Origin of the sequence: Streptomyces sp. NPDC003038 (assembly GCF_040611115.1) — a bacterium.
Lineage (GTDB): Bacteria > Actinomycetota > Actinomycetes > Streptomycetales > Streptomycetaceae > Streptomyces.
Window position 1 is genome coordinate 1 of sequence record NZ_JBEXNN010000023.1, and the last position, 22,972, is coordinate 22,972.

General features: G+C 69.8%; 24 protein-coding genes, 2 tRNA genes and 1 pseudogene. 13 read left to right on the forward strand and 14 right to left on the reverse strand.

The features are described from left to right. Positions 1–231 precede the first annotated feature (231 nt). Positions 232–615, reverse strand: a complete 384-nt coding sequence (locus ABZX75_RS24835) for a VOC family protein (RefSeq protein ID WP_355414110.1) — start codon at positions 613–615, stop codon at positions 232–234. Between the two features lie 278 nt (positions 616–893). On the opposite strand from ABZX75_RS24835, the gene ABZX75_RS24840 reads away from it, so the two are divergent. Then, positions 894–1,541, forward strand: a complete 648-nt coding sequence (locus ABZX75_RS24840; RefSeq protein WP_355414112.1) for a TetR family transcriptional regulator — start codon at positions 894–896, stop codon at positions 1,539–1,541. 45 nt (positions 1,542–1,586) lie between these two features. Here ABZX75_RS24840 and ABZX75_RS24845 read toward each other — a convergent pair. Together ABZX75_RS24845 and ABZX75_RS24850 are read right to left on the reverse strand one after the other, a co-directional pair. Then, positions 1,587–1,706: transfer RNA gene (locus ABZX75_RS24845), tRNA-OTHER, on the reverse strand. A 134-nt stretch (positions 1,707–1,840) separates the two neighbouring features. Continuing rightward, on the reverse strand, positions 1,841–2,824 hold the full coding sequence (locus tag ABZX75_RS24850) for a winged helix-turn-helix domain-containing protein (protein ID WP_355414114.1): 984 nt from the start codon (positions 2,822–2,824) through the stop codon (positions 1,841–1,843). An 88-nt stretch (positions 2,825–2,912) separates the two neighbouring features. On the opposite strand from ABZX75_RS24850, the gene ABZX75_RS24855 reads away from it, so the two are divergent. The 5 genes from ABZX75_RS24855 to ABZX75_RS24875 all read left to right on the forward strand — a co-directional run bounded on the left by ABZX75_RS24855 (position 2,913) and on the right by ABZX75_RS24875 (position 8,481). Continuing rightward, the gene (locus ABZX75_RS24855; RefSeq protein WP_355414116.1) at positions 2,913–4,121 is read left to right on the forward strand and encodes an MFS transporter; all 1,209 of its coding nucleotides are present in this window, start codon (positions 2,913–2,915) and stop codon (positions 4,119–4,121) included. A 358-nt stretch (positions 4,122–4,479) separates the two neighbouring features. Continuing rightward, positions 4,480–5,790: a tetratricopeptide repeat protein gene (locus ABZX75_RS24860; protein ID WP_355414118.1), complete on the forward strand. Its 1,311-nt coding sequence runs from the start codon at positions 4,480–4,482 to the stop codon at positions 5,788–5,790. 407 nt (positions 5,791–6,197) lie between these two features. After that, positions 6,198–7,403, forward strand: a complete 1,206-nt coding sequence (locus tag ABZX75_RS24865; protein ID WP_355414121.1) for a S8 family peptidase — start codon at positions 6,198–6,200, stop codon at positions 7,401–7,403. A 69-nt stretch (positions 7,404–7,472) separates the two neighbouring features. After that, positions 7,473–7,631: a hypothetical protein gene (locus tag ABZX75_RS24870; RefSeq protein ID WP_355414277.1), complete on the forward strand. Its 159-nt coding sequence runs from the start codon at positions 7,473–7,475 to the stop codon at positions 7,629–7,631. Positions 7,632–7,797: 166 nt separating this feature from the next. Beyond that, positions 7,798–8,481 (forward strand): triacylglycerol lipase, encoded by a 684-nt coding sequence (locus tag ABZX75_RS24875; RefSeq protein ID WP_355414123.1) that lies wholly within the window; start codon positions 7,798–7,800, stop codon positions 8,479–8,481. 100 nt (positions 8,482–8,581) lie between these two features. Here ABZX75_RS24875 and ABZX75_RS24880 read toward each other — a convergent pair whose 3' ends face one another. Together ABZX75_RS24880 and ABZX75_RS24885 are read right to left on the reverse strand one after the other, a co-directional pair. Continuing rightward, on the reverse strand, positions 8,582–10,177 hold the full coding sequence (locus ABZX75_RS24880) for a PHB depolymerase family esterase (protein WP_355414125.1): 1,596 nt from the start codon (positions 10,175–10,177) through the stop codon (positions 8,582–8,584). Between the two features lie 243 nt (positions 10,178–10,420). Beyond that, the gene (locus ABZX75_RS24885; protein ID WP_355414127.1) at positions 10,421–10,747 is read right to left on the reverse strand and encodes a hypothetical protein; all 327 of its coding nucleotides are present in this window, start codon (positions 10,745–10,747) and stop codon (positions 10,421–10,423) included. A 208-nt stretch (positions 10,748–10,955) separates the two neighbouring features. Here ABZX75_RS24885 and ABZX75_RS24890 point away from each other — a divergent pair, with 208 nt between their 5' ends. Both ABZX75_RS24890 and ABZX75_RS24895 read left to right on the forward strand, forming a co-directional pair. Then, positions 10,956–11,672 (forward strand): antibiotic biosynthesis monooxygenase, encoded by a 717-nt coding sequence (locus tag ABZX75_RS24890; RefSeq protein ID WP_355414129.1) that lies wholly within the window; start codon positions 10,956–10,958, stop codon positions 11,670–11,672. Positions 11,673–11,729: 57 nt separating this feature from the next. After that, positions 11,730–11,806 (forward strand) — tRNA-Met (locus ABZX75_RS24895). Between the two features lie 610 nt (positions 11,807–12,416). On the opposite strand, the gene ABZX75_RS24900 is transcribed toward ABZX75_RS24895, so the two are convergent. The 7 genes and pseudogenes from ABZX75_RS24900 to sigK form a co-directional block, all read right to left on the reverse strand. After that, a complete protein-coding gene (locus ABZX75_RS24900) occupies positions 12,417–13,091 on the reverse strand; it encodes an immunity 49 family protein (RefSeq protein WP_355414131.1) in 675 nt (224 codons plus the stop codon). A gap of 213 nt (positions 13,092–13,304) precedes the next feature. Then, a complete protein-coding gene (locus ABZX75_RS24905) occupies positions 13,305–13,670 on the reverse strand; it encodes a MauE/DoxX family redox-associated membrane protein (RefSeq protein WP_355414133.1) in 366 nt (121 codons plus the stop codon). 251 nt (positions 13,671–13,921) lie between these two features. Next, positions 13,922–14,239: a transposase gene (locus ABZX75_RS24910; RefSeq protein ID WP_355414135.1), complete on the reverse strand. Its 318-nt coding sequence runs from the start codon at positions 14,237–14,239 to the stop codon at positions 13,922–13,924. Positions 14,240–14,356: 117 nt separating this feature from the next. Next, positions 14,357–14,599, reverse strand: a complete 243-nt coding sequence (locus tag ABZX75_RS24915) for a hypothetical protein (RefSeq protein WP_355414137.1) — start codon at positions 14,597–14,599, stop codon at positions 14,357–14,359. 329 nt (positions 14,600–14,928) lie between these two features. Then, on the reverse strand, positions 14,929–15,309 hold the full coding sequence (locus ABZX75_RS24920) for a hypothetical protein (protein WP_355414139.1): 381 nt from the start codon (positions 15,307–15,309) through the stop codon (positions 14,929–14,931). 311 nt (positions 15,310–15,620) lie between these two features. Beyond that, complete coding sequence (locus ABZX75_RS24925; RefSeq protein ID WP_355414141.1) at positions 15,621–16,367, reverse strand: anti-sigma factor; 747 nt, start codon at positions 16,365–16,367, stop codon at positions 15,621–15,623. After that, positions 16,364–16,888, reverse strand: a pseudogene (gene sigK / locus ABZX75_RS24930) (ECF RNA polymerase sigma factor SigK). The gene ABZX75_RS24925 and the pseudogene sigK overlap by 4 nt, the downstream one beginning before the upstream one ends. Positions 16,889–17,311: 423 nt before the next feature. Here sigK and ABZX75_RS24935 point away from each other — a divergent pair. From ABZX75_RS24935 to ABZX75_RS24945, 3 genes are all read left to right on the forward strand, one after another. Then, the gene (locus tag ABZX75_RS24935; RefSeq protein ID WP_355414143.1) at positions 17,312–17,551 is read left to right on the forward strand and encodes a chaplin; all 240 of its coding nucleotides are present in this window, start codon (positions 17,312–17,314) and stop codon (positions 17,549–17,551) included. A gap of 217 nt (positions 17,552–17,768) precedes the next feature. Next, positions 17,769–19,355: a molybdopterin-dependent oxidoreductase gene (locus ABZX75_RS24940; RefSeq protein WP_355414145.1), complete on the forward strand. Its 1,587-nt coding sequence runs from the start codon at positions 17,769–17,771 to the stop codon at positions 19,353–19,355. A gap of 101 nt (positions 19,356–19,456) precedes the next feature. Next, positions 19,457–20,113 (forward strand): fasciclin domain-containing protein, encoded by a 657-nt coding sequence (locus ABZX75_RS24945; protein ID WP_355414147.1) that lies wholly within the window; start codon positions 19,457–19,459, stop codon positions 20,111–20,113. 315 nt (positions 20,114–20,428) lie between these two features. Here the strand turns inward: ABZX75_RS24945 and ABZX75_RS24950 are convergent, their stop codons facing one another. Next, complete coding sequence (locus tag ABZX75_RS24950) at positions 20,429–21,310, reverse strand: DUF4394 domain-containing protein (RefSeq protein WP_355414149.1); 882 nt, start codon at positions 21,308–21,310, stop codon at positions 20,429–20,431. A gap of 405 nt (positions 21,311–21,715) precedes the next feature. Here ABZX75_RS24950 and ABZX75_RS24955 point away from each other — a divergent pair, with 405 nt between their 5' ends. Both ABZX75_RS24955 and ABZX75_RS24960 read left to right on the forward strand, forming a co-directional pair. Beyond that, positions 21,716–21,931, forward strand: coding sequence for a hypothetical protein (locus tag ABZX75_RS24955; RefSeq protein ID WP_355414151.1), 216 nt, complete (start codon positions 21,716–21,718; stop codon positions 21,929–21,931). Between the two features lie 5 nt (positions 21,932–21,936). Then, positions 21,937–22,080: a hypothetical protein gene (locus ABZX75_RS24960; RefSeq protein ID WP_355414153.1), complete on the forward strand. Its 144-nt coding sequence runs from the start codon at positions 21,937–21,939 to the stop codon at positions 22,078–22,080. A 115-nt stretch (positions 22,081–22,195) separates the two neighbouring features. Here the strand turns inward: ABZX75_RS24960 and ABZX75_RS24965 are convergent, their stop codons facing one another. Then, on the reverse strand, positions 22,196–22,900 hold the full coding sequence (locus ABZX75_RS24965; protein ID WP_355414155.1) for an ATP-dependent DNA ligase: 705 nt from the start codon (positions 22,898–22,900) through the stop codon (positions 22,196–22,198). Between the last annotated feature and the right edge of the window lie 72 nt (positions 22,901–22,972).

Below are 22,972 nucleotides of genomic sequence, written 5' to 3' on the forward strand. Positions count from 1 at the left end.
GATCTCTGCTCCAAGACGCCTGCTCCCGCTAGTATTCTTGGAGTTACGGGAGTTCTGAGGTGGGGTCGACCTTGTTGGCCCGCCCGGCGCGCGCCGGTCGGGCCCTCATCGCTGACGTGGCGCCGCTGTCATCGCCGCTGTATTGCCGGGCTTCCCGTGCGGCTTCGGGAGGCCGGGGGAGGAGCGGTGGCCGAGGCCCGGGACAGTCCTGTTCTCCTCAGGAGGGGCGGCTCACCATTCCTGTTCCGGGACGACGCCGAAGATGTAGCCGTCGGGGTCCCGGAAGTAGAGCATCTTGGTGCCGCCCTCCAGATGCTCCTTGATGACGTTCACCAGGGGGCGGATCTTCTCGGTGTAGGCGTCGTAGTCCTGCACGTTCAGGTAGAACATGCCGAACGCGCCGACGGGGAAGTCCTTCAGCTCGGGGAGCCACTGCCGCAGGTTGTCGTGGTGGTAGACCATGAAGGCGAAGTCGCCCTGCCAGGTGATCATGCGGATGTCGTCCTCGGGGTTGTCGCTGCCCGGGGCCGCGCTGAAACCGAGGCTCTCGTAGAACTCGACGGATGCCTTGGTGTCCTTCACGCCCAGGCACGGGGCCACACCACTGGTCTTCATGACACTTCTCCTTCTGGATTCGCGGGGCGCCGGTCCGCGAGAACCGCGGCCGGACTACGCACTTCCAATGAACGGTACATCTGTACTGTACAAGTCTCCCGAGGAGTGCGCAAACCGGACATAAGGTCCCTTGCTCGACGCATACGCAACGGAAGGCGCGCGGCCAGGGCCCGCGACAGGCACCACAGACCGGTTCAGTGAGGCCGTCTCCTCCCGGATGAGGCATGACTGTGATACGCACGTACTACTATGGGAGTCCATCCACACGAGGAGTGCCCATGCCGTCCGCACCCCGGAATCCCAGCGGCTCCGTAGGGGCAGGCCAGCCAGATGCGCCGCGTCGGCGGCGGGACCCGGAGCGGCGGATCGAGGAGATCGTGACCGCCACCGAGCGGGTCATCGCCGCGCGCGGCATCGAGGGGCTCACCCACCGGGCGGTCGCCGAGGAGGCCGGGGTCCCGCTGGGGGCGACCACCTACCACTTCGCCACCCGCGAGGACCTGATCAAGGCTGCCCTACAGCGGGCCGTGAACCGTTTCGGCGCCTACCTGGAGGCCTGGACCGCGCAGCGGCCCGACCTGAGCCCCGAGCAGTTCGCGGTCCTGCTCACCGACGCGCTGATGGGCAGTTTCACGGAGGCCGGGCGCGGACAGAACGTCATGGAGTTCGAGCTCTACCTCGCCGCCCTGCGCCGCCCCGAACTGCGCGCGGTCGCCGACCAGTACACCGAGCTCAACATCCGGGCCGCCTCCCACTACACCGACCCCGTGACAGCCGCCGCCGTCGCGGCCGCGACCAACGGCATCACCCTGCGCGGCCTCGCCAACAGCAACCCGCCCAGCCGGGACGAGGTCGAGGCGATCCTGCGCCGCATCCTCACCCCCAACCCCGCCCTCGACACCAGCAAGACGGTCGACGAGGCGTGAGCGGTCCGGGCCACCGCACGGAGCGGCGGGGTGCGGGAACGGGTGCGGAGCCGACGGGATTTGAACCCGCGGGGCCTGCGGCCAGGTCCGCCCGCCGGCCTCTCGACGCCGGTACCGGGGACCTCCCGTACCGACGGCTGCAATAGCCCGCTCTGCCACAGCCCCGCACCCTGCGGGACCGCGCGGTCCCGCTGGGGGAGGAGTCTACAAAACATGCGTGCCGGCTGCCCCGCTCTTCGCGTTCGCCCCCTCGCTCCTCGCCTCTCGGCTCTCGCGGGCCACGGGGTGAAGCCGGGACGTCAACCGCGGTCATCTCCTTGGGAACCCGTCGCCGCCGACACCAGCACATCACCGGCCGCGACCCGGCTGTAGAGCACGGTCCGGCCCGCTCGCCTCCGCAGGATCAGCCCGGCGGCGAGCAGCACCTTCAGCTGTCCGGCGACCGCTCCCAGACTGACGCCGGTCAACGCCGCCAGCTGCGTCGTCGACTTCGGACTCTCCAGCAGCACCAGGACCCGCGCCCGGACCGGCCCCAGCAGCCGGACCAACGCCTGTGGCGTGGCGGCGGCCCGCGCTGCCTGTGTGAGCTGGCCCTCGCACGGATACACCAGAGCATGCCGGTCCGTCCCGTTCCAGGCGACCCAGCCGTGCCCGTGCGTCACCGGTACGAACACCAGCCCTGCCTGCGCCGACAGCTCGCGCGGCTGCCGGTCCTGGAGATTGATCCGCAGTCGGCCCGCGCCGAGCCAGGCCATCCCCGGCCGCATCCCCGAGAGGGCCGCCGCCCATCCCCCGAGGCCCAACTGGCGGGTGCGGACGAGGATGTCGGCCTCGGCCACGCGGCGCCGCCGGTCCCAGTCCGGACGTACGGCCTCCGTCCACACCCACTCCAGCAGCTCCGCCGCCCGCGGGCCGAGCCCGGAGGCGTGGACGAGGGCCTCGGGCAGCGCGGACGCCGCACGCAGATCCGTACGGACCACCGCGTCCGGGGTCGCGCGGACCTCCGCCAGTTCCTCCTCGAAGGGCCGCCCGTCCGGGGGCGGGGTCAGGAAGTCGGCGATCCACAACCGACCCAGGGCCGCCCGGACCAGCTGCGCGGTGACCGGATCGGCCGCCATGTAGGCCCGGTAGTACGGGAGTCGGTCCATCAGCCAGGTCCGGTCCGCCGGATGTCCGGCGGTCTGCCACTCCAGCGCCATCAGCGCGGCCGTCGTCTCGGCCAGCGCGGACACGACGAACCGGCTCTCCGCGAGCGCGTCGGTGTCGATCCGCCACCAGCCCATGCCGTCCTCAGCTCCTTCGCGATCGGCCGGGTTTTCACCCGTACGCGAAACATTAGGCCGCTCCGAGGGGTGCCCCGAGACTCCCCGCATGCCCCGCACCTACCGCTCGCTCGCCCGCGTCCCCGAGTTCACACCCTTCTTCGCCGCCGCCGCGTTGCGCGTCGGCGCCTCCACCGTGAGCGGACTCGCGCTCGCCGTCCTCGTCTACGACCGCACCGGCAGCCCGCTGCTCTCCGCGCTCAGCATGTTCGGGCCCTCACTCGCCCAGGTGCTGGGCGCGACCCTGCTGCTCTCGGCCGCCGACCGGTTGGCGCCGCGCGCCGCCCTCGCCGCCTTCGCCGCCTTCGCAGCGCTCGGCACCGCCCTTCTCGCCCTGCCCGGGCTGCCGCTGTGGGCGGTGTTCGCGGTTCTCCTCGGCCAGGGGCTCGCCGACTCACTGGCGGGAGGGGTGCGCTACGGGCTGCTCGCCGAGATCCTTCCACCCGGGGACTACCTCCGGGGCCGGTCGCTGCTCGCCGTCTGCGCAGGCGTCACGCAGATCGCCGGGTTCGCCGTCGGCGGGGTGCTGATCGCCGCGCTGTCCCCCCGCGGGGCGCTGCTCGCGGCGGTGGCCCTCGCGCTGGCCGCCGCTCTCACCGTGCGCCTCGGACTGCGCCGGCGCCCACCCCGGACAAGCGGCAGGCCGTCACCGACCCAGACCTGGCGCTCCAATGTCACCTTGCTCTCTGACCCGTCCCGTCGCACCCTGTACCTCGCCCTGTGGGTGCCCAACGGCCTGATCGTCGGCTGCGAGTCACTCTTCGTCCCGTACGACGCCGGGCACGCCGGGCTGCTGTTCGGCTGCGCCGCCGCCGGGATGCTGGTGGGGGACACCGTCGCCGGGCGCTACCTGTCTCCACGCCTGCGGGCCCGGCTGGCGTCCCCCTTGCGACTGCTGCTCGCCGTCCCGTACTTGGTCTTCGCCCTGGAGCCGGGCCCGGTCCTGGCGACGGCCGTCGTCACCCTGGCCTCCGCCGGATACTCGGGCGGACTGCTGATGCAGGAGCGCCTCGTCGCCCTGATCCCGGAGGGTACCCAGGGCCAGGCCCTCGGTCTGCACTCCGCCGGAACGCTCACCATGCAGGGGGTCTGCGCGGCGCTCGCCGGGGCGGTGGCCCAGTACACGTCGGCCGGCGTCGCCATGTCCCTGCTGGCGGCCGCCTCGGTGGTGGTCACCCTGAGCCTGGAGCCGGGGCTGCGGACCAGCAGGCTGAGGGTCGAGGCCTCTTCACCGGTGTCCCGCGGTACTGCGCCGTGAGCCACGCACCGCCGTCCCACACCCGTGACGGCCGTCCCGGCGCGGCGCGCCGAACAGGCTCGCCGACGGATCCTCATCCGGGAAGCCCCGCTGGTGGGGCGCGGGGAAGGCCGTGCGCCGCCTCCGCCAGCTCCTTGCCCCTACCGGTGATCTGCCCCGTCCGGCTTTCGCGGTTCCCCTCGACCCGTCCGTCGCTACTCCCTGGGCGGAGGGCCGCCGTTACCTCGCTGGGCGGAGCGTGGTGTCACATCCGGGAAAACGTCAAGACGTCAAGCCAGGCTCACCTGGGCGGAGTTGTTGGCACCGGTCGAGACAGGTGTCGAAAACCGGATGATAGGAAGGGCCTAGAGTGACGGCCATGTCTGATGATGTGTTTCCCCTGGGAGCCGACGTCGAGGGGATCGGGGCGCGGATGCTGCGGCTGCGCACTCAGCAGGGTGCCACCCAGGCCTACCTGGCCGGTGACGTTTTCACCCGCGCCTACGTGTCGTCGATCGAGGGAGGCAAGCGCACCCCGTCCCCTCGCGCGAGTTCGTACTTCGCCGAGCGCCTCGGTGTCGCCATGGAGGACCTCTGCTATCCGTACGAGCCGGGCCGGCGCCGGGCGCTGCGTACCGCGGCCGCCGATGCCCGGCTCGCCCTCTCCCGTGGGGAGGTGGCGCAGGCGTCCGCCGTGTACCAGGAGGTGGTCTCCGCCGCCGGGGTCCACCGCGACCCGGAACTCAGCGCCACCGGCTTCTGCGGGCTGGGGTTGATCGCCCGGCACCAAGGCAACCCCGATCGCGCACTGGAGATGTTCACCGCGGCCGAAGAGCTGCTGGACCAGCAGCCCCTGAACGTCCGGCTGCCTGCCGTGATGGGCAGGATGGGAGCGCTGTTCGCCCGCGGCGCGATCTTCGAGGCCCTCGCACTGGCCGAGGACGAGCTCAGGGCGGCTCCCCAGAACGGGGAGACGGCTGCCAAGTTCGCGCTCCGCGCGGCAACGGTGCTGCCGCGCGTCGAGCGGGGCGACGTGGAGCAGGCACAAGCCGCCGCCGACGCCGCGTTGGAGATGGCTCCCCAGGTGAAGGATCCCGAGGTTCTGGCGCAGGGCTACTACCACGTCAACCGTGTGCTGACCGCGCAGGCTCGCTACGAGGAGGCGGAGCAGGTCCTCACGCGGGCCGTAGCCCTGTACGAGCACCTGCGGCTGCGCACCGAGGTCGGCATGTGCCACTTCGCCCAGGGATACCTCTCGGCCCGCAAGGGAGACCTCGCCCGGGCGGAGGGCCGGCTCCGCCACGCGGCGGACGTGTTCGCCGAGACGCACGCACTGCCGCGGCAGGTCAACGCGACCGCGGAACTCGCTGACGTACTGCGCACGATGGGCCGCACGGCCGAGGCGGGTGCCTTGGTCGAGGAGTGCAAGACGCTGGCGCTCGGCTACCTCGACCCGGAACAGGCCGCCGAACTGGACCGCATCGGCGCGCACATAGCGGTGGACCGTGGTGACGAGGTGGGTGCCGAGGCGCTGTTCCGCTCGGCGATAGACCGGTACCAGGATGTCGGCGCGATGCTCGAAATGGCGACGACCTGCCGTCTCCTCGGTGACCGTCTGATCATTCGCGGGCGAACCGAGGAAGCGGCCGCCGTCTTCCGTCGCGGGCTGATGTCGCTGGAGAAGGCGTAGCCGTACAGTCTTTCATCAGCTCGGCAGGCGGACGCGCACGTGAACGTGACGCTTTGATCGCAGTGCAATCGCAGTGACAGGCTCAAGTAGCGGGGTAGGCGCCGTCTCTTGACGCTCCGTCGGGCTACGGGCACACTTCCATCCAGCGAGGTAACAGACTCCGATATCTCTGTTGACGAGCATGGCGCACCGCCGACTTCATGGTCCGGTGCCGCCCCGGCGGCGGGGTCCCGCCCCAAGGGGCGCCTGCGCCTCACGGGCAGCAGAAATCCCGGTCCCCTGCCACCTCGCCCGTCCCGCAGAGCACCACGCACGCGTGCCCCCCACACCACGCCTCCACCCAGGGGCGCGGCGCACTACAGCCGTACGTCACCGCAATCCGGTCAACGAAAGGTCTGGTGCACCACATGCGTCCCCTCACACGGCGAGTGAGCGCCCTCGTCCCCGCGATACTGCTCACGGCGGGCCTACAGTTCGCCGGTTCACCCGCCCAGGGCGCGCCCGCCCCTTCGGGCGACGTACGTCTCGCCCCTGCTGAGACGGCGATCTCCGACAGCTGGATCGTCGTCCTCAAGGAGGACACGAAGTCCACCGACTCACTCGCGGGCGAGCTGACCCGCCGCAATGACGGCCGCCTCACCCACGTGTACCGCACCGCGCTGAACGGGTTTTCGGTGAACATGACGCAGGCGCAAGCACGTCGGCTGGCCGCCGACCCCCGTGTCGCCTACGTCGAACAGGACTCGAAGGTCACCTTCACCGGAGAGCAGCCCAACGCCACGTGGGGCCTCGACCGCATCGACCAGCGGGACCTGCCGCTCAACAGCACATACACGTGGAGCACGAGGGCGCCGAGCGTCAGTCTGTACGTCATCGACACCGGTTTGCGCACCAGCCACGCCGAGTTCGGCGGCCGGGCGACCATCGGAACCGACACCGTCGGCGACGGCCAGAACGGCAATGATTGTCAGGGGCATGGTACTCATGTGGCGGCTACCGCCGCCGGAGCCACCTATGGTGTCGCCAAGAGGGCTCAGGTCATCGGCGTACGCGTGCTGAACTGCGAGGGTTCCGGTACCAATTCCGGTGTCATCGCCGGTGTGGACTGGGTCACCGCCAACGCCGTCGAGCCCGCCGTGGCGAACATGAGCCTGGGCGGCGGCGCCAACACCTCACTGGACAGCGCGGTGAAGAACTCCATCGCCTCCGGCGTCACCTACGCCATCGCCGCAGGCAACGGCAATTTCTTCGGCCAGCCCGAGAATGCCTGCAACGTCTCTCCGGCACGCGTCGCACAAGCCATCACGGTGGGGGCCACCGACACCTCCGACAAGCGGGCTTCCTTCTCCAACTACGGCACCTGCCTCGACCTGTTCGCCCCGGGTGTCAGTGTCACGAGCGCCTGGAAGGACACCGACACGGCCACGAAGACCATCAGCGGCACCTCCATGGCGTCACCGCACACGGCCGGTGCCGCCGCGCTCTACCTCCACGCCAATCGGTCCGCCACACCCGCCCAGGTCCGCGACGCCCTCGTCAACGGCGCCACCAACGGCAAGGTCCAGGACGCCAGGACCGGCTCCCCCAACAAGCTCCTCTACACCCGCTTCTGAACCGCCGGCGGGCGGGCGCCTACCCCCGTCCCGCCCGCCGGGTTCCACCACAGCGCTACCCCACTCGCTGTGGCCGACCACCTCTGCGACGAAGCCTTCCAGCCGACCGACCAGGTCATCGAATGCGAGATCAGCCGTAACCGCGACGCGCTGCCGCAGTTGATCGAGAACGCGGACTGCAGGTATCGCTCGATCGGCAAGCAAGCAAGCAAGCAAGCAAGCAAGTAAACAGACAGACAGACAGACAAACAAGCAAGCACAGCACTACGGGCTTCCTGAGCCCACGGGTGGTCGCCCCGTTCTCCCACCCTTCAGCAGAGTCGGCGCGGTCCTGCCCTGCCGCCCCGGACAGAGCCACCCCGCTCCTGTTTCCCCCCTCAACCGGAGTCACGTCATGCGCATTTCACGTCGTGCCGCGCTGGGCACACTGGCCGCCAGTACTCTCGCCGCCCTCTGCCTGAACGCACCGCCGGCCGGTGCACAACCCGCTCCAGTCGGCCCGGATCCAATCGTCTTCGTACACGGCTGGAACTCCAACGGGTCCACCTGGGACACGATGGCCAGCCGCTTCATGGCCGACGGCTGGCCGGCCGGCCACCTCAACCAGTGGACCTACAACACAAGCCAGTCCAACGCCACGACGGCCTCCCAGCTCGCCCAGGAGATCGACCGCGTACTCGCCGCCACCGGCGCGGCGAAGGTCGATGTCGTCACCCACTCCATGGGTGGACTGTCCGCCCGTTACTACACCAAGAACCTCGGCGGCGACGCCAAGGTGGACGCCTGGATCTCCCTCGGCGGACCCAACCACGGCACCGACACCGCGTACTGGTGCGGCGGAGCCTCTTGCACGGAGATGCGCCCCGGTTCCACCTTCCTCAACAGCCTCAACTCGGGCGACGAGACCCCCGGCGCATCGCGGTACGCCACCTGGTGGTCTCCCTGCGACAGGGTCATCAACCCCGACAGCACCGTCGCCCTCGACGGCGCCATGAACACCCAGACCGCCTGCCTCGGCCACAGCGAACTGCGCACCGACGCCACCGTCTACGGCCAGGTCAAGGCCTTCGCCGGCTGACGCGGCAGCCGGCAGCGATACGGCTCCGTCGAAGGGGTGGAGCCGTATCGCGCCAGGTCCCCGGGCGTCGTGATCGCCTGGTGAACCGGTGGCGGCGGCGCTACCGGTACTCGATCGTCAGGGTGGCCCGGGTGCTCCTGTTGACGAACAAGTAGGCCGTCGACATCTGGTTCTGTCCGAACCGCAGTCGGATCTGCGTCTTGCCCGTGCGGTTGATCGCCGACACTCCGGAAGCGGACAGGTCGCCGGAGGGCTTCTCTCCGGAGGTGAAGGCGGCGATCTCGGCCGCGCCGGCCGCCGTCGTGGCAGCGGCCCAGTCCGAGGCCTCCACCGCACAGCCGCCGAGGCAGCCGTGCTCCACGTCGATGAGAAGCGTGTTGCCGGCCGGGCTCGCCCACGGGTCTCCCGAGCCGCTGCTCCTGGTCACCGTCACGTAGGCACGGCTGATGTCCTTCCCGGCCGGGATGGTGGAGGTGTCGAAGGACAGAATGCTCCGGTTGAACTTGCCGTCGCTGCCCCGGCCGAGGGCCAGGCCGTACGTGTTCTCCAGGGTGCCGACGGCCGGGCCGGAGCCGTCCCCCGCGGCCTTGATGTAGCCGTCCTCCGCGTCGACGCTCTGCAGCGTGACGCGGCCCGTGGGCGGCGGAGTCGTCGAGCCGCCCCCGCCGAGCGCCCTCACCATCCCCATGATCGTCTCGATCTGTTTGCCGCCGTGCCGCGCGTAGTCGGGGTCGTTCAGGTAACCCCACCAGTTCCAGCAGCCGTTCGGGTTGTCCAGCGTCGCCGTCGGGATGGCTTGCGGATAGAGCACGATCAGGTTGTTCGTGTCGGCGTACTCATTGAGGTACGCCTTGTCGATGAACGTGGTGCCGAAGCCCTGGTAGGAGTAGCCCTGCTTGCAGCCGTGCAGGGTGACGAGCACCTTGCAGGTGACGCCGTTCGCGCAGCTCGTGGGTACGTAGACGAATCCCTTCTCGTCCATGGATATCGGTTTGGCCGCACCGCCGGGCGCGTACGCGTTCTGGTCGAACCGGATCAGGGTGCCGCCGGGCGTACTCGCGGGTGCGTTCACCGAGCCGAGCAGATGCCCGAGGAAGTCCCGCTCGGCGTCCATGCCGCAGTTGTTGATCCAGGGGGCGGCGGTGGTGGTACAGGCGTTCGGACCGAGCGGGCTGACCCAGGCGTGGCCGGCGTTCGTGCTCTTGTCGTAGCGGACACGGGCGCCGAAGCGGCTGTAATAGTCGCTCAGCGCGGTGACCACAGGGCGTTCGACGGTCGAGTCACCGGAGCCGCTGAAGGCGTAGACCGGGTCGCCGTTCAGCGCCGCCACACCGTCGATCCTGCCCTGCGCCGACCACTCCCGGGTGGTCTGCTCCAGCTGGTTCAGCTGGAGGTCCTGGCTGACCTCCATGCAAGCGTTCAGGGCTTTGGTCAGGTTGTTCTGCGCGCAGTAGTACGGTCCGGAAGCGAAGACCGCCGAGCCGTCGAACGTACCGGAGTAGGCCACGTGGAGCTGGGTCGCCATATAGCCGCCGGACGAGATTCCCGCGCTGTAGACCTTGTCTACGGCGTAGCGCTTCAGTTCACCGACGACAGGTGGGACAGGAGCTGCGGCGGCCGGAGCGGCGGTGATCGCACTGAGGGCGAGCAGCCACCCGGCGACTGCCCCGCCCAGCCTTCGGTAAGTCGGATGCACAAACCCTCCACTGGTGTGAAACGGCTCGCTGAGTCGCATGGCTGTGACCGTAGCCTCCGGGCACTTCCCGTACGTATGGCGAGGAAGCACACAACGAGCCGAGCGGGAGTGGTCGTTGACGCCATGGACGCGGGAACGACGCGCCCGCGCCGGGAAGGAGGACGCCCGGTATGGCCCTGACACGTGAGCAGACGGCGGCCCGCGCCGCCCGGGAACCGGACGACGGGGCGAGCCAGGCGCACGTCAGCGCAGCAGGGCTCCGCGCAGGGTGACGCCGTGCCGGTTGCGCAGGCGGCGGAGCTCCCACAGTGCCACGGCGTTCACGGACAGAGTGGCTCCGAGGGTGAGGGCCACCTGCATCCAGAACGGCACGCCGTCGTACGCGCCCCTGATCACGTCGAAGAGGGCGAGCTCCCACACCAGCAGGATCGCCAGCACCGGCGGAATCGTCTCGTGGATGTCAGCCGTCCGAAAGACGTGGATGATCGACTGGACGACGCCGTAGAGCACGAAGGGAGCGAACCACAGCAGGAAGAAGACGTACGCGCTGAACGTCAGGAGCGACTCCACGGAGCGTACTGTGCTGGCCGGGCCGACCTGGTCGGCGTTCCGCCCTACGCCGCCTCTTCGACCCGCGCTGCCGGACATCAGTGGCCTGCCGGACGCGCAGGCCCGCACCATCGCCGGCCGCACCTTCCAGGACATGCTTCCCGCGCTTGACCTCAAGCGCGGTTGAGGACGCAGGATCGGTGCACCAGTCAACGGAAGGGGACCCGTCGTGAAGCCCATCGTCCAGTCCATCGTCCAGCCCGTCACCCGCCCCGATTTCGCCCGCGGCGGCGTCGGCGCCGTCAAGGCCAGCACCTGGCGGCTGGGCACGGCCGAGCGGCAGCGGGCCGCCGTGGACGCCATCGCAAGGGCCTGGGAGAGCCGGGACTGGCCGGCCGCGGCGCTTCTCTCGTACACGGTGCTCACGGGGACCGACGGTGACACGCTGTTCCACTACTCCCAGTGGGCGGACGAGGCGGCGTACGAGGAGTTCTTCCGCACCTCCCGGGACGAGCGGAACGCCGAGATCGACGCGGCGGTGCCGGGCATCGTCCGGGTGGGCCTGCACAGCTACCGGCCGTACCGGTCGATCGGCGCGGCGGCCGAGACCCCCGGCTGCGTGGTCGTCGTAGAAGCCGACTTCGACCCGGCCACACCCGGCGCCGCACGCGCGTTCGTGGACCTGGTGCTCGACGCGCAGGCCACCGACCCGTCACCTGCGGCCGGCGGGATCTCCGGCAACTTCCACCTCGGCGCGGACGGCACCCGGATGCTCAACTACGCCGAGTGGGACAGCGAGCAGGCCCATATCCGGGCACTCGCCGCACCCGGCGCCGGCATCGGCTCATACACGGAACAGTGGCGCAGGGTCCTCGACTTCCCCGCTCTCACCACGAGCGGCTTCCGCCGCTATGTCCCAGCCCTCACCCTGGCCCCGCAGTCCTGAGCCGATCTTGCGGATATTCGCTCGCAGTTGCCTGGCGCCGCGTCGTACGGTGGAGGCCGCCGGGTGGAGCAGGTCGGTAGCTCGCTGGGCTCATAACCCAGAGGTCGCGGGTTCAAATCCCGCCCCGGCTACCAGATGGAGGGGCCCCGCCGCGTACGCGCGGCAGGGCCCCTGCGCCGTCCAGGGACCTTGCCCGCGCATGGCCTGCACGCGGCGCCTGATCGTCGTCGCCAACGCGGGCCACCTGGGCAACGACACGACACGCACCATGAGACCGAGCCACCCTGCGCTCGCCGCAACCAGGCCCCTTCACGGAGCGGCCCCCTCTGCGCCCGGACCCGGCGGGCCGCCGGGACGGGCTTCCCCGATGAGGACGCGGGCCACTTCCAGTGCCAGTTGCAGTTCCAGGTTGCTGGCCCCGGCGGTCGGTGGGAGAAGCGCCTCGGCGCGTTTAACCGGACCGCCAGGGCCACCCCGCCTCGGCCCCGGACCCCAGGCCAGGGTTGCCTCCCTCGCGGCGGCGTTGCGGGCCCGTCAGCGCCACCGGGCCGCCCGCCTCATCCTGCTCACCGGCCGCATCCCTGCCGGACGCGAACCCGGGCCCCGCTCGGACGCATCACCCGCCTGACGGCCCTTCCCGCGCGGGGTGCGGTCGAACGCCTCCAGCAGCTTCACGTACCCGACCGTGGCCCGGGCCTCGCTCGCGGCGATCAGAAGCAGGCGCGGGCCGTCGCGGAGCCCGCCCTAGAAGGGTTCAGCGGCTCGCAGGAGACCTTGGGGAAGGTAGGGGGATGCGACGCGGATGTCCCAGCCGCGGCGGCGGGCATGGCAGGCCAGGGCGAGGATGTCGAGGTTGCAGGACGCATCCGGATCGTCGGCGCGGTCGGCGACCTGGTAGTAGTCGCGGTGGGCTTCGAGCGCGTCGGCCAGGGCGAGGTTGAAGCTCTCCTCGTCGCCCTCCACGAGTTGCGACAGCAGCACGGCCGGCGGCATGGCGAAGCCCCAGTCCTTGGCCTTCCCGGCCTGCTGCACCGCGCGCAGCGCGGCCTGTTTGGGGTCGGTGCCCTTCAGGTAGGCGTGAAGGGCTTCGCGGTACGCGCTGAAGGCGGAGCCGTCCGGGCGGGCGAAGGCAGGGCCGGTGAGAACCAGCGGGACGAGGTCCTCGCGTGCCCCGGTGATCAAGGCGAAGGCAGTGGCCTTCTGCCAGTTGTGGGCGCCGGCTTCCTCCTTCCGTTCGGCCGGATAGCGCAGGGTGCGGCCCTCGATGGTCACCTCGGCCTCGGTGCCCGGCTCCGCAAGGGCTATGCGGAACAGCGCCGCCCCCATCTGGGAGGCCAGACGAAGGTTGGCGAGCTGGGCGTCCGTGACCCCGCCAGAGCTCCTCGCACGCCACTTGAAGAGACGCTCCTGATCGCCCATGACCCAGCCGAGCCGCCAGACCGCGAAGGCCGTGGGGGTGGAAGCCGGGGTCGTGTCGCGGGGAATAACGGCGTAGGGCGCAATGGGGTGCCGCAGGGTTGGGGGACTCTAGCGATCGTTGCAACACGACGGGATATCGCTCCAGTCCCCGGCCAACGCCGGAACCCTCGCCCACCGGCAATCTGGGCGTAACAGCGGGCCCGGGGAGCGGCGTCAGGACCGCCGGACGCGCAAAGCCCACAGTACGAGCGGGACCTGCAACGGCAGCCGAGCAGCGGCGAGGGCCCCCCACGGTGCCGGACGGTTGCGCCAGTCGTACGCCATCTTGACGTTCGCGGGGAACACGGCGGTGAACAGCCCGGCCGCGGCAAGTGCACCCGTGCGGCGCGTGCGGGGTGCGATGATCGCCGCGCCGATGGCCAGTTCCGCCATGCCGCTGACGTATGTCCAGGTGCGAGGGGTTCCCGGCAGGGTGCGCGGGACGATGGCGTCGAAGGTGCGCGGCGTCGCGAAGTGGGCCAGTCCGGCACTGATGAGCAACCCGCCCAGGAGGCGGGCGGAACGGGTCGACGAGGGCATACGGCTCCTTGGCCGGAACGTGAGCGGCCCCGAAGTGGGCCGGTTACCGGAGAGTAATCGGCGATCCGCGCTCAGCGGAAGCGCCAGGGCGGAGGGGCGGCTCGGCCGGGGCAGCCGCCGATGAGCGGGGCCGCCGAGATGCGGTCGACGTGAAACCGGCTACTGCTGGCGTTTCGCGGCTACTGGCCCGGCTGCGTGGACCGCCTGACCGGCGGCTTGTCTTCGTTTTCCTTGGGTGCCATGGGCCATGATCAGGGCCGTGAGGTTTCCTTTTTCGCCGCCCCGGTGGCGTGCTGGTGGGCCCGGCAGACCGTGGAGTCGACGTTCACGTCCCAGGTGGTCAGGCCCTTCGCGTGGGCCTCGACCTGGAACTGGGTGACGATCCCGGCCCAGGTGCCGTCCCGCTGCCAGTGCCGGAACAGGTCATGGCTCCGGTCCCACGGCGGCCCTTGACGTGTCGGCACGTTGCGCCACAAGGCGCCGGTCCGCGTCCGCCACCGTATGCCGTCTATCAACTGCCGCCGCGTCCACACCGGCGGATAGCCCGGCTTCATGCCTTGCGGCAGCAACGGCTAAGGGCGTCGACCCAGCATGCCTAGTGCCGAAGTCTGCCTGGTCGACGACCGCGAGAAGCGACCGCGACGTGATTCCCGGGCATGTGCTGGGATTGCGACTGCCCCGCGGTCTCACGTGTTGCCCTCCCCGGTGTCTGTGTTGCGGCGGTCCTTCGCGCGCGGGTTCGTCACGAGCCAGAGAACACCGAGGATCACGGCTCCGGCCATCCACAAGAACACGAGGGCCCCGGCGCCGAGGGCCGTGCCTACGTCGTTTCCGGCCCTGCACGCGTCCGCCACGTCGGCCGGCTGTGTTTCACAGCTGTCACCGTGCTTGCCGGCGGCCGCCACACCGAATACCAGCCATAGCATCATGACGAGGTTGAACGTGAGGATTACTCAGGTGAACAAAGGCCAGTGTGGCCGCCTGCGCCGGCCAGGACGATGCCCCTGAGCCAGCGGCTGCCCCTCTTCCCAACCCTGGCGGGCCTTATCAGTCATGGCGTGCCTCCCACCATCTCGTGTCAGGCTTGCCCGGGGAGGAGCCCACACCGGCTGTTTCTGGGCAGATGCGGGACGGGTCTACTCACGGGCTGGTTACCGTCGGGCCTTGTGTCCGAGTGAGCGGTTGCCGCCGCACCTGCTGAGAGAAACAAGAGGGGTTCCAGGCGGCGCCCGGACCCCCTCCCAGTCACGCGAATCGGTTACCACTTGTCGTGGCAGTTCCAGTGTCCCTGCACCCAGTGGGTGTCGTGGTGGCCCGGCACCCAGTGGTTCTGGGACCAGTCTTGGCTGGACCAGCCGGGGTGCCAGGTGCCGTGGTGCCACTTCTTCTCGTAGTGGCCCTTGACCCACGTCTTGGCCCAGTGCCCGTCAGTCCATGAGCAGCGCTCGTGGCGGTCCCACCGGTGGTTCTTGCTGTCCCAGCGGTCATGCCGGTCGCGGTCCCCGTTCAGAGCCGTGGTCACCGATGCCGGTGCCGAAGCGGCAGCGGCTGTGCCGGCGGCGGTGATGGTGCCACCCGACAGAAGCCCGGCGACGACTGCGCCCGCAAGCAGGTTGCGGGTCCGCACGGAAACGGTCATGGGTCTCACCTCCTTCTGTTTCACGAATGAGCGGATGATCAGCCCCTGGTTCCTCAGGGCGCTTCGTGAAGGGATTCGGCACAGGCCGCCGGAGGGATTGGAAAGGTAGCAAAGTGGCCTTACTGGAACGAATCGACGTCTGGGGATTGGAGGGGGCCTGGCATGCCAGCCCGTATGTCGGGAGAGCCGCGCGTGAAGGCTCTATGAGCCGGTTTCGCCGTATCAGCGATGTACGGGCGTGGGGCTCCAAGGGCTCCGGCGTCCAAGCGGGTTGTGCGTGTCGCCACTTGCGGCTGCTCACCGTTGCATGGTCAGGCGGGGAGGGTGAGGAGTACCAGAGGGGTGGTGGTGGGCTGGGGAGAGCCGCCTGCGGGTTCGAGGGTGAGGCCGACGGCGCGGGCGCTGTCGGGGTGTCCCTGCAGCATGACGGCGCCGTCGCTGTGGAGGAGGCCGGCGGGGCGCATGGTGCCGCGATCGTCGAACCACAGCTGGTAGGTCTTGCCGGCAGGAGGGGTCGGCAGGCCGCTGCTGACGAAGACGGCCTTGTCGCGCAGTGCCGAGGTGATCACAGCCGTGGTGGCTCCGGTGGTGGTGCGTCCGTGTACCGTCCGGGCATCGGGGGCGGCCATGACGGCGGCCAGGTCCTGGGCCTGCTGGTTGGTGCGCTGAACTTGGGTACGGGCTTGCTCGGCTTGCTGGTACTGCCAGGCGGCGAGTCCGCCGAAGGCCGCGGCGGCGGCGATGCTCGCGGCGACGACGAGCGCTCCGGTCCTGCGTGTCAGGACTGTGGTGAGCCGGGCCGGCGCAGGGGGCTGGGTGCGCGGGGGCGCCTGGCGAACGGTGTCGATGTGGCGCAGGACCGCTTGTCGCATCGGGGCGGGCGCGGGCAGGCTGGCCGCTGCGGCCAGGCGGGCGGCCGTTGCCTCGAAGTCGCGGACTTCCTGGAGGCAGGCTTCGCAGTGCCGGAGGTGGGCGGAGAAGGCGTGGTGTTCCTCTCCGGTGAGTGCGCCGAGTGCGTACGCGCCGGTGAGGGTGTGCAGGTGTTCGTCGTGTTTCATGTGGTCACCCCCATGCAGTCGCGCAGCCGGATCAGTCCGTCACGCATCCGGGTTTTGATGGTCGCAAGCGGGGACCGCAGTGTTTCTGCGACCTCGCGGTAGGTCAGGCCCTGGTAGTAGGCGAGGGTCACGGCCTGGCGCTGGAGTTCGGTCAGGCCCCGAAGGCAGCGCCGTACCTGCTCGCTCTCCAGCCGGGTCTCGACCTGCTCGGCGACTTCGTCGAAGGGCCGCACCTGGTCGCGTACGGCGGTGGCGTGTTCGCGGTTGGCGGAGGCCTGGGCGGAGCGGACGCGGTCCACTGCCCTGCGGTGGGCGATCGTCGCCACTCAGGTCGTGACGGAACCCTGTTCCGGACGGTATCGGGCGGCCTGGCGCCACAGATCGATCATCACCTCCTGGGCCACCTCCTCCGACTGGGCCCGGTCCCGGACGATTTTGACGGCGATCCCGAACACCGTGCTGGCGACCGCGTCGTAGAGGACGGCGAAGGCGTCCTTGTCCCCGTGACTCACCCACTCCATCACTTCTTCCAGCCGCGGCCCGCCCGCACCTGCGTCCCCGAACTGCAGCGGCTGTGTCACCGGCACCCCGTCCCGCGTTGCCGCATGCCCTGCCGCGGCCCGGCGCCGCGGAGACCCGGCCAGCCCTTGCGCCTCGATACCATCAACCGCTCTTTCGCCGAGAGAAGGACCGGCCCCTGTCCATTTCCGGGGCCGGCCGTATTCGTCTTGCTGGTCTTGCACGTTCTTCGTAGCGACCACCTGCGCGGATTGCTCTGCGGCAGGCAACGCCGCACCCCGGGAGTCATCCGATCGAGCGAAACCAGCCGCTACCACCCAGCCGCTGCGCCCACGGCACCGAAACCAGCGCTGAGGCCCGATGACAGCGCCTCTCCAGGGCCCGAGACGGGCTCCGGATTCCGTTTCTGACCTTTGGAGGAAGTCATGTCCCGTGTTCTCAAGAGTGCTGCGCTGGCCCTCACCGCCGCGGCTGCAGTACTCGGCGCCGGATCGGCGGCATCCGCCGATGCCGGCGCCCAGGGCGTCGCCGCCTACTCGCCGGGCGTCGGCTCAGGCAACCTGATCCAGATCCCGATCCACATCCCGATCAACGCCTGCGGCAACTCCATCACCGTCATCGGGCTGCTGAACCCCGCCTTCGGCAACACCTGCGTCAACGCCTGAGCAAGGCTTAAAGACGCCGGCCCGCTGTCGACAACGGGGAGTCAGGGGGCCGGACGGTCCCCGTCCATAGCCGCACCACCCCGCCCTGGGCGGACACCGCGGCTCAAGGAGGGGGCCAGCTGCGGGTGGCGGTCGGCACCGCCACCCGCAGTGCCTGTTCCAGAAAGAAATCCCGCTGATCGCAGGAAGGACCAATCCGCCGGACGGAGCAGAGCGAATGGCAGGTGTGAGCACCTTCCGTAAGTCCTTCGCCCGCGGCGCCCTGGGCGCCGTGTCCGGTCTGCTGTCCGGATACACGGCGCTGGCCGTGGCCGAGCTGGTGGCCTCGCTGGTGCGGCCGCAGGCCGGGCCGGTGACCGTCGTGGGCGGCGCCGCCATCGACCGGACACCTGCTCCGGTGAAGGATTTCGCTATCCGCACGTTCGGGGAGAGCGACAAGCTGGTCCTCCAGCTCGGCATCCTCGCCGTCCTCGGGCTCCTCGGCGTCGTCCTCGGGATCGTCTCCCTGCGCTACCGGCGTGCCGGAGCAGCGGGTGTTCTCCTGTTCGGTGTGATCGGTGCGGCGGCCGCGCTCAGCCGCCCCGACACGCAAGGGCCGGTGGACGCGCTGCCGTCCCTCGCCGGGGCTCTCGTAGGCGCGGCGGCCCTGTACTTCCTCGCCGGGAAAGCGGCAGTGCACAGCGGCTCGCCGGCCGGCTCAGAGCCGACCGACTCGGTCTGGTCACGCCGGGGATTTCTCGGCGCAGCCTCCCTCACCGCCGTTACTGCCACTGGGGCGGGCCTCGTGGGACGGACCCTCATCGGCCGCAGTGGACAGGGGGCCGTCGCCTCCCGCACACAGATCAAACTGCCCGCTCCCGCCTCCCCGGCGCCCGCCCTGCCCGCCGGGGTCCAGCTGAAGGCGGAGGGCATCAGCTCCTTCACCACCCCGAACAAGGACTTCTACCGGGTGGACACCGCGCTGCTCGTCCCCAAGATCGACGCGGACACCTGGCGGCTGCGCATCCGCGGCAAGGGCGTCACCCGCCCCCACGCCTACACCTTCCAGGAACTGCTGGAGCGTCCGCTGATCGAGCGGGACATCACCTTGACCTGTGTCTCCAACGAGGTCGGCGGCCCCTACATCGGCCACGCCCGCTGGCTCGGCGTGCGCCTGGCTGACCTGCTGCGCGAGTGCGGCGTCAAGCCGCCGTCCACGGGAGGCAAGGCCGATCAGCTGGTCGCCCGCTCGGTGGACGGAATGACGCTGGGCTCGCCCGTCGAGGACGTGATGGACGGCCGGGACGCGATCCTGGCGGTGGGGATGAACGGCGAACCGCTGCCCTTTGACCACGGCTTTCCCGTACGCATGCTCGTCCCCGGCCTGTACGGATACGTGTCGGCCTGCAAATGGATCGAAGAGATCGAGCTCACCACCTTCGACTCCTACGACCCCTACTGGGTCAAACGCAAATGGGCACGCAAGGCGCCCATCAAGACCCAGGCCCGCATCGACACCCCCAAGCCCTTCGGGCGACCGACCGGAGAGGTCGTCACGGTCGCCGGTGTCGCCTGGGCCCAGCACCGCGGCATCGACCGCGTGGAGGTGCGGATCGACGACGGGCCCTGGCAGGACGCCGACCTCGCCCCGCAGGCCAGCATCGACACCTGGCGCCAGTGGTCCTTCCCCTGGAAGCCGACACCCGGCGGGCACAACCTCACCGTCCGGGCCACCGACGGCAACGGCCAGGTCCAGACCGAGGAACGCACCCGGACCATCCCCGACGGCGCCAGCGGCTGGCACAGCGTCTTCGTCACCACTTGATGACCTCTCAGACCAGGCCTTCCGGCCGGTGGTCCCACTGCCACACCACAACCCCTTAGCTATCCCTTTCGAATCCAGAGAACAAACAGGAGATTCTGATCATGTCGAACACCCTGCGTTTCCGCCGTACTGCCCTCGCCGTCGCCGCGGCCGCCGTCCTGCCCTTCTCGCTCGCCGCCTGCTCCGACCTCGGGAGCGACTCCGCCTCCGGATCCGCCGCGGACAAGAGCAGCGACGCCCCCGCTGCCTCCCAGCCGGCGACACCGGACGCCTCGATGACCATGGACAAGCCGTTCGGCCCGGCCTGTGCCGGCGTTCCCGCCGACGGCGCCGGCTCCTTCGACGGCATGGCCAAGGACCCGGTCGCCACCGCCGCCTCCAACAACCCGGCCCTGTCCACGCTGGTCACCGCGGTCAAGCAGGCCGGGCTGGTCGACACCCTCAACAACGCCAAGGACATCACCGTCTTCGCCCCGACCAACGACGCCTTCGCCAAGATCCCGAAGGCCGACCTGGACAAGGTCCTCGCCGACAAGGCCATGCTGACCAAGATCCTCACCTACCACGTCGTCGGTGAGAAGCTCACTCCGAAGCAACTGGAGAACGGCTCCTTCGACACCCTCGAAACGACCAAGCTCACCACCACCGGCTCCGGCGAGACCTACAAGGTCAACAGCACGTCCAACGTCGTCTGCGGCAACGTCAAGACGGCCAACGCCAACGTCTACATCGTCGACACCGTCCTGATGCCGAAGTAACACTCGATTGACGGCGCTGGGCAGCGCTTCGTGGGCTGAGCCTCTCCCGGGGGTTCGGCCCACGGGCTTGTTCCCGGTCCGCCGTGGACAGGGCATGCCAGCACAGGTTCACGCTGGCGCGGGCCTGTCCAACCGCCTGATGCACGGCACAGGACGGGCAAGGGACGTCCATGTCGCCGCGGGTCGCCCGGCGCGTCACGGGCAACCCCGGCGTGCGTCTTGGGCCGCAACAGGCGGGCCCCGGCCCTTCCGCCTTGGAGCTCGGGAGTACTGGCGCGGCCGCCCCCCGGCGGCCGCGTCAGATGCCCGTTGCGGCTATCGCTCCTGGTTCAGGGGCAGGGCGATGTCGGTGACCTGCTGCCTTTCCGGGAACGTGCCCCGGCTGGTGGCCTTGCCGTTGAGGATGTTGATCTCGTACAGGCCGTAGGAGCCGCCCGTGTTGAGGGCGGCGAACCCCTTGTTCGTGCCGGCCTTCGCGTTGTAGTAGATGTCGAAGCCGGCGTCCGGCGCGGCGTTCACGCCGAGGTTGCCGGAGGGGGCGAGGGTGCCGGCGTTGGCCGGGGACTGCAGGGAGATCCGGTCGGCCATCGTGTCGAGGTCGAACAGTGTCGTCGCGGTCGCCGCCTTCAGGTCGTTGTTCGTGTAGGCGGCGCCGGTGACGCCCATGGCCGTCGACGGCGGGGTGGTGGGGTTGGTCAGGGTGCCGTCGACGGTGGTGCCCAGGGGGGCCGCGGCGTCGTCGATGTTGTGGCGCAGGTTCTGTCCGGTGTCGGAGATGACGCGCAGCCGGTTGGCGGCCGGGTTGAAGTCGACCCCGAAGCGCATGCCCGACAGGGCGACGGTGAGCTGGGAGACCTTCGTGGCCCGCGCGTTGGTGGTGTTGAGGATGTAGATGCCCCCGCGGTCGCCGACGCCGTAGAGCTTCTCGTTCTGCACGCGGAAGTCGATGCCGACGATCTTGGTGTCACCCCGCAGGCCCGACACCCTGCCCACCGGCGAGGTCTTCGACGGCCTGTCGACGTCGAACTCCACCAGACGCTGGTCGGAGGTCAGCCCGATCGCGGTCAGACCCCCGTGGTCCATGGCCGGCAGCACCTGTGCCGGGGGGTCGATGTCGGAGACCGAGGCGAGGGCAGGGGTCGCGCAGGACGCCGCGAGAACGGCGGAGAGAGCGAGGACAGTGCTGAGAGTACGCATGTTCACCTTTCGCATGTCTGATGGCCCGCCCAGGGTGGTGGCAGGCCCGGGGTTACTTCGGAGGCGGCGAGCTCGCGGACGGCCCCGCGCGGGGGAGACCACCCCAACGGCGCAGTAATCGCACGGCAACGGCCGCTTGGGGGCGCTACGAATCAGCTGGTGCGGCCTCGCTCGCCGAGTGGGGCGCAAGCCACCGAGGAAAATGCCTCTTACGGGTCCTTGTGCCAGTGCCCACGGGCTGCCGCGGGATCGGTCAGGACTGGTGGGTCCGCCACATGTGGATGCCGGGCCCAGCCGTGGTGGAGGGATGCGGAACCGGGACGTTCCTCCTGCGGGAGGAGTCGTCGGGCTGTGACCTTCAGAAGAGGCGTCAACCGTGATCACAGCCCGACGGCGGCAGGAGGCGTGGACATCCTGCCGCATGAGATCAGCGTGCCCACAGCGGAGCGGATTTGCCTGGTGCGGCTGGCCGCAGAAGACCGAGAGACCCCGATCGGCCGTACCGGCTTCGTTCCCTCACTGAAATCCTGCACCGATGCGTGGCGTCATTGCGTATGCAGCGGGGCCAATCCGGCCGTAGTCATGCAGCGAATCACTTCCGAAGGGATTTCCGCGAGGTGAGAACCATGACCGACGAAGAGTTCGAGCGTCTCCTGGCGCAGGCGCGGGCAGAGGCGCACCGGATCTCCTTTCCCCCTCCGCTCTCAGACGACGATGCGGAGTACGCCTTTCACCCTCAGCATGCGGAATTCGGGGGGTCCGCGCACTGACTATGACGGGCCCTGATCTTGCAACGCCGGTCGACACCCGGGACGGGGCCCGAATCGAGTGCCATCACCGCACTCCAGAACGCTCTGTACGCGGGACGCGCGGCCCGCATTCACGTCATCTACAACGGCCGGGCCGTCGGCGGCCTTGCCCCCGCCGCACGCGTGGTGGTGCGGCCGACGTACTGGAGGCGTTCCTCGTTGTCGTACCTGCCCAGCAGCAGCGTCCGAGGAGCGGACAGGGGGTCGGCGACCGCGTCGACGACCGCCTCCGTCGTCTCGCACGTCTTGTACTTCTGCCGCCCCGCACCGAAGGGCGGTACGGATCCTCCAACCGCTTGAAGAACACGCCCTCCGTCCCGACCGATGCCCACGTCAGCCACTCGCGCACGGTGTCCGCCTCGGTGGTCGACGGGCACAGCGCCCACGGCGCCGACAGCCGCCGTGCGGCGAACACGGACTCCAGCGCCGCCCGGCGCCGCCGGTACGGCCAGCCGGTCGTGTCCGTCCCGGACAGCCGCAGCAGATCGAACGCGACGAAGTGGGCTGGCCACTCGCTCGCGGCCCGGACCGCACTGGCGCCACGACGGGCGAGCCTGTCCTGCAGTCGCTCGAAGGCGAGCCGTCCTGCGGCGTCCCAGACGATCAGCTCGCCGCCCAGCGCGGTCGCATCCGGAAGTTGCGCGGCCCCGGCCACGATCTCCGGAAACGCTGGCGCCATCTCAGAGCCGCGCCTGGAACGCAGCGCCGCTCGGCCCGCGTCTACGGAGACCAGTGCCCGAAAACCGTCCTTCTCCAGACTTTGATGTGTCCCATGAGACACGCGGCCACCGGCGAAACGGCCCCCAAGGGAGCAAGTGGCTGGGCCCTATTCTGGCGTCACGGTGACCCGGGC

Bases quoted from the DNA above. Each gene is read 5' to 3' on its own strand.
- ABZX75_RS24925 (WP_355414141.1), bottom strand. From the start codon at position 16,367: ATGAAACACGACGAACACCTGCACACCCTCACCGGCGCGTACGCACTC.
- ABZX75_RS24840 (WP_355414112.1), top strand. From the start codon at position 894: ATGCCGTCCGCACCCCGGAATCCCAGCGGCTCCGTAGGGGCAGGCCAG.
- ABZX75_RS24875 (WP_355414123.1), top strand. From the start codon at position 7,798: ATGCGCATTTCACGTCGTGCCGCGCTGGGCACACTGGCCGCCAGTACT.
- ABZX75_RS24920 (WP_355414139.1), bottom strand. From the start codon at position 15,309: ATGACCGTTTCCGTGCGGACCCGCAACCTGCTTGCGGGCGCAGTCGTC.
- ABZX75_RS24950 (WP_355414149.1), bottom strand. From the start codon at position 21,310: ATGCGTACTCTCAGCACTGTCCTCGCTCTCTCCGCCGTTCTCGCGGCG.
- ABZX75_RS24935 (WP_355414143.1), top strand. From the start codon at position 17,312: ATGTCCCGTGTTCTCAAGAGTGCTGCGCTGGCCCTCACCGCCGCGGCT.
- ABZX75_RS24905 (WP_355414133.1), bottom strand. From the start codon at position 13,670: ATGCCCTCGTCGACCCGTTCCGCCCGCCTCCTGGGCGGGTTGCTCATC.
- ABZX75_RS24945 (WP_355414147.1), top strand. From the start codon at position 19,457: ATGTCGAACACCCTGCGTTTCCGCCGTACTGCCCTCGCCGTCGCCGCG.
- ABZX75_RS24860 (WP_355414118.1), top strand. From the start codon at position 4,480: ATGTCTGATGATGTGTTTCCCCTGGGAGCCGACGTCGAGGGGATCGGG.
- ABZX75_RS24850 (WP_355414114.1), bottom strand. From the start codon at position 2,824: ATGGGCTGGTGGCGGATCGACACCGACGCGCTCGCGGAGAGCCGGTTC.
- ABZX75_RS24960 (WP_355414153.1), top strand. From the start codon at position 21,937: ATGACCGACGAAGAGTTCGAGCGTCTCCTGGCGCAGGCGCGGGCAGAG.
- ABZX75_RS24865 (WP_355414121.1), top strand. From the start codon at position 6,198: ATGCGTCCCCTCACACGGCGAGTGAGCGCCCTCGTCCCCGCGATACTG.
- ABZX75_RS24835 (WP_355414110.1), bottom strand. From the start codon at position 615: ATGAAGACCAGTGGTGTGGCCCCGTGCCTGGGCGTGAAGGACACCAAG.
- ABZX75_RS24940 (WP_355414145.1), top strand. From the start codon at position 17,769: ATGGCAGGTGTGAGCACCTTCCGTAAGTCCTTCGCCCGCGGCGCCCTG.
- ABZX75_RS24900 (WP_355414131.1), bottom strand. From the start codon at position 13,091: ATGGGCGATCAGGAGCGTCTCTTCAAGTGGCGTGCGAGGAGCTCTGGC.
- ABZX75_RS24915 (WP_355414137.1), bottom strand. From the start codon at position 14,599: ATGATGCTATGGCTGGTATTCGGTGTGGCGGCCGCCGGCAAGCACGGT.
- ABZX75_RS24855 (WP_355414116.1), top strand. From the start codon at position 2,913: ATGCCCCGCACCTACCGCTCGCTCGCCCGCGTCCCCGAGTTCACACCC.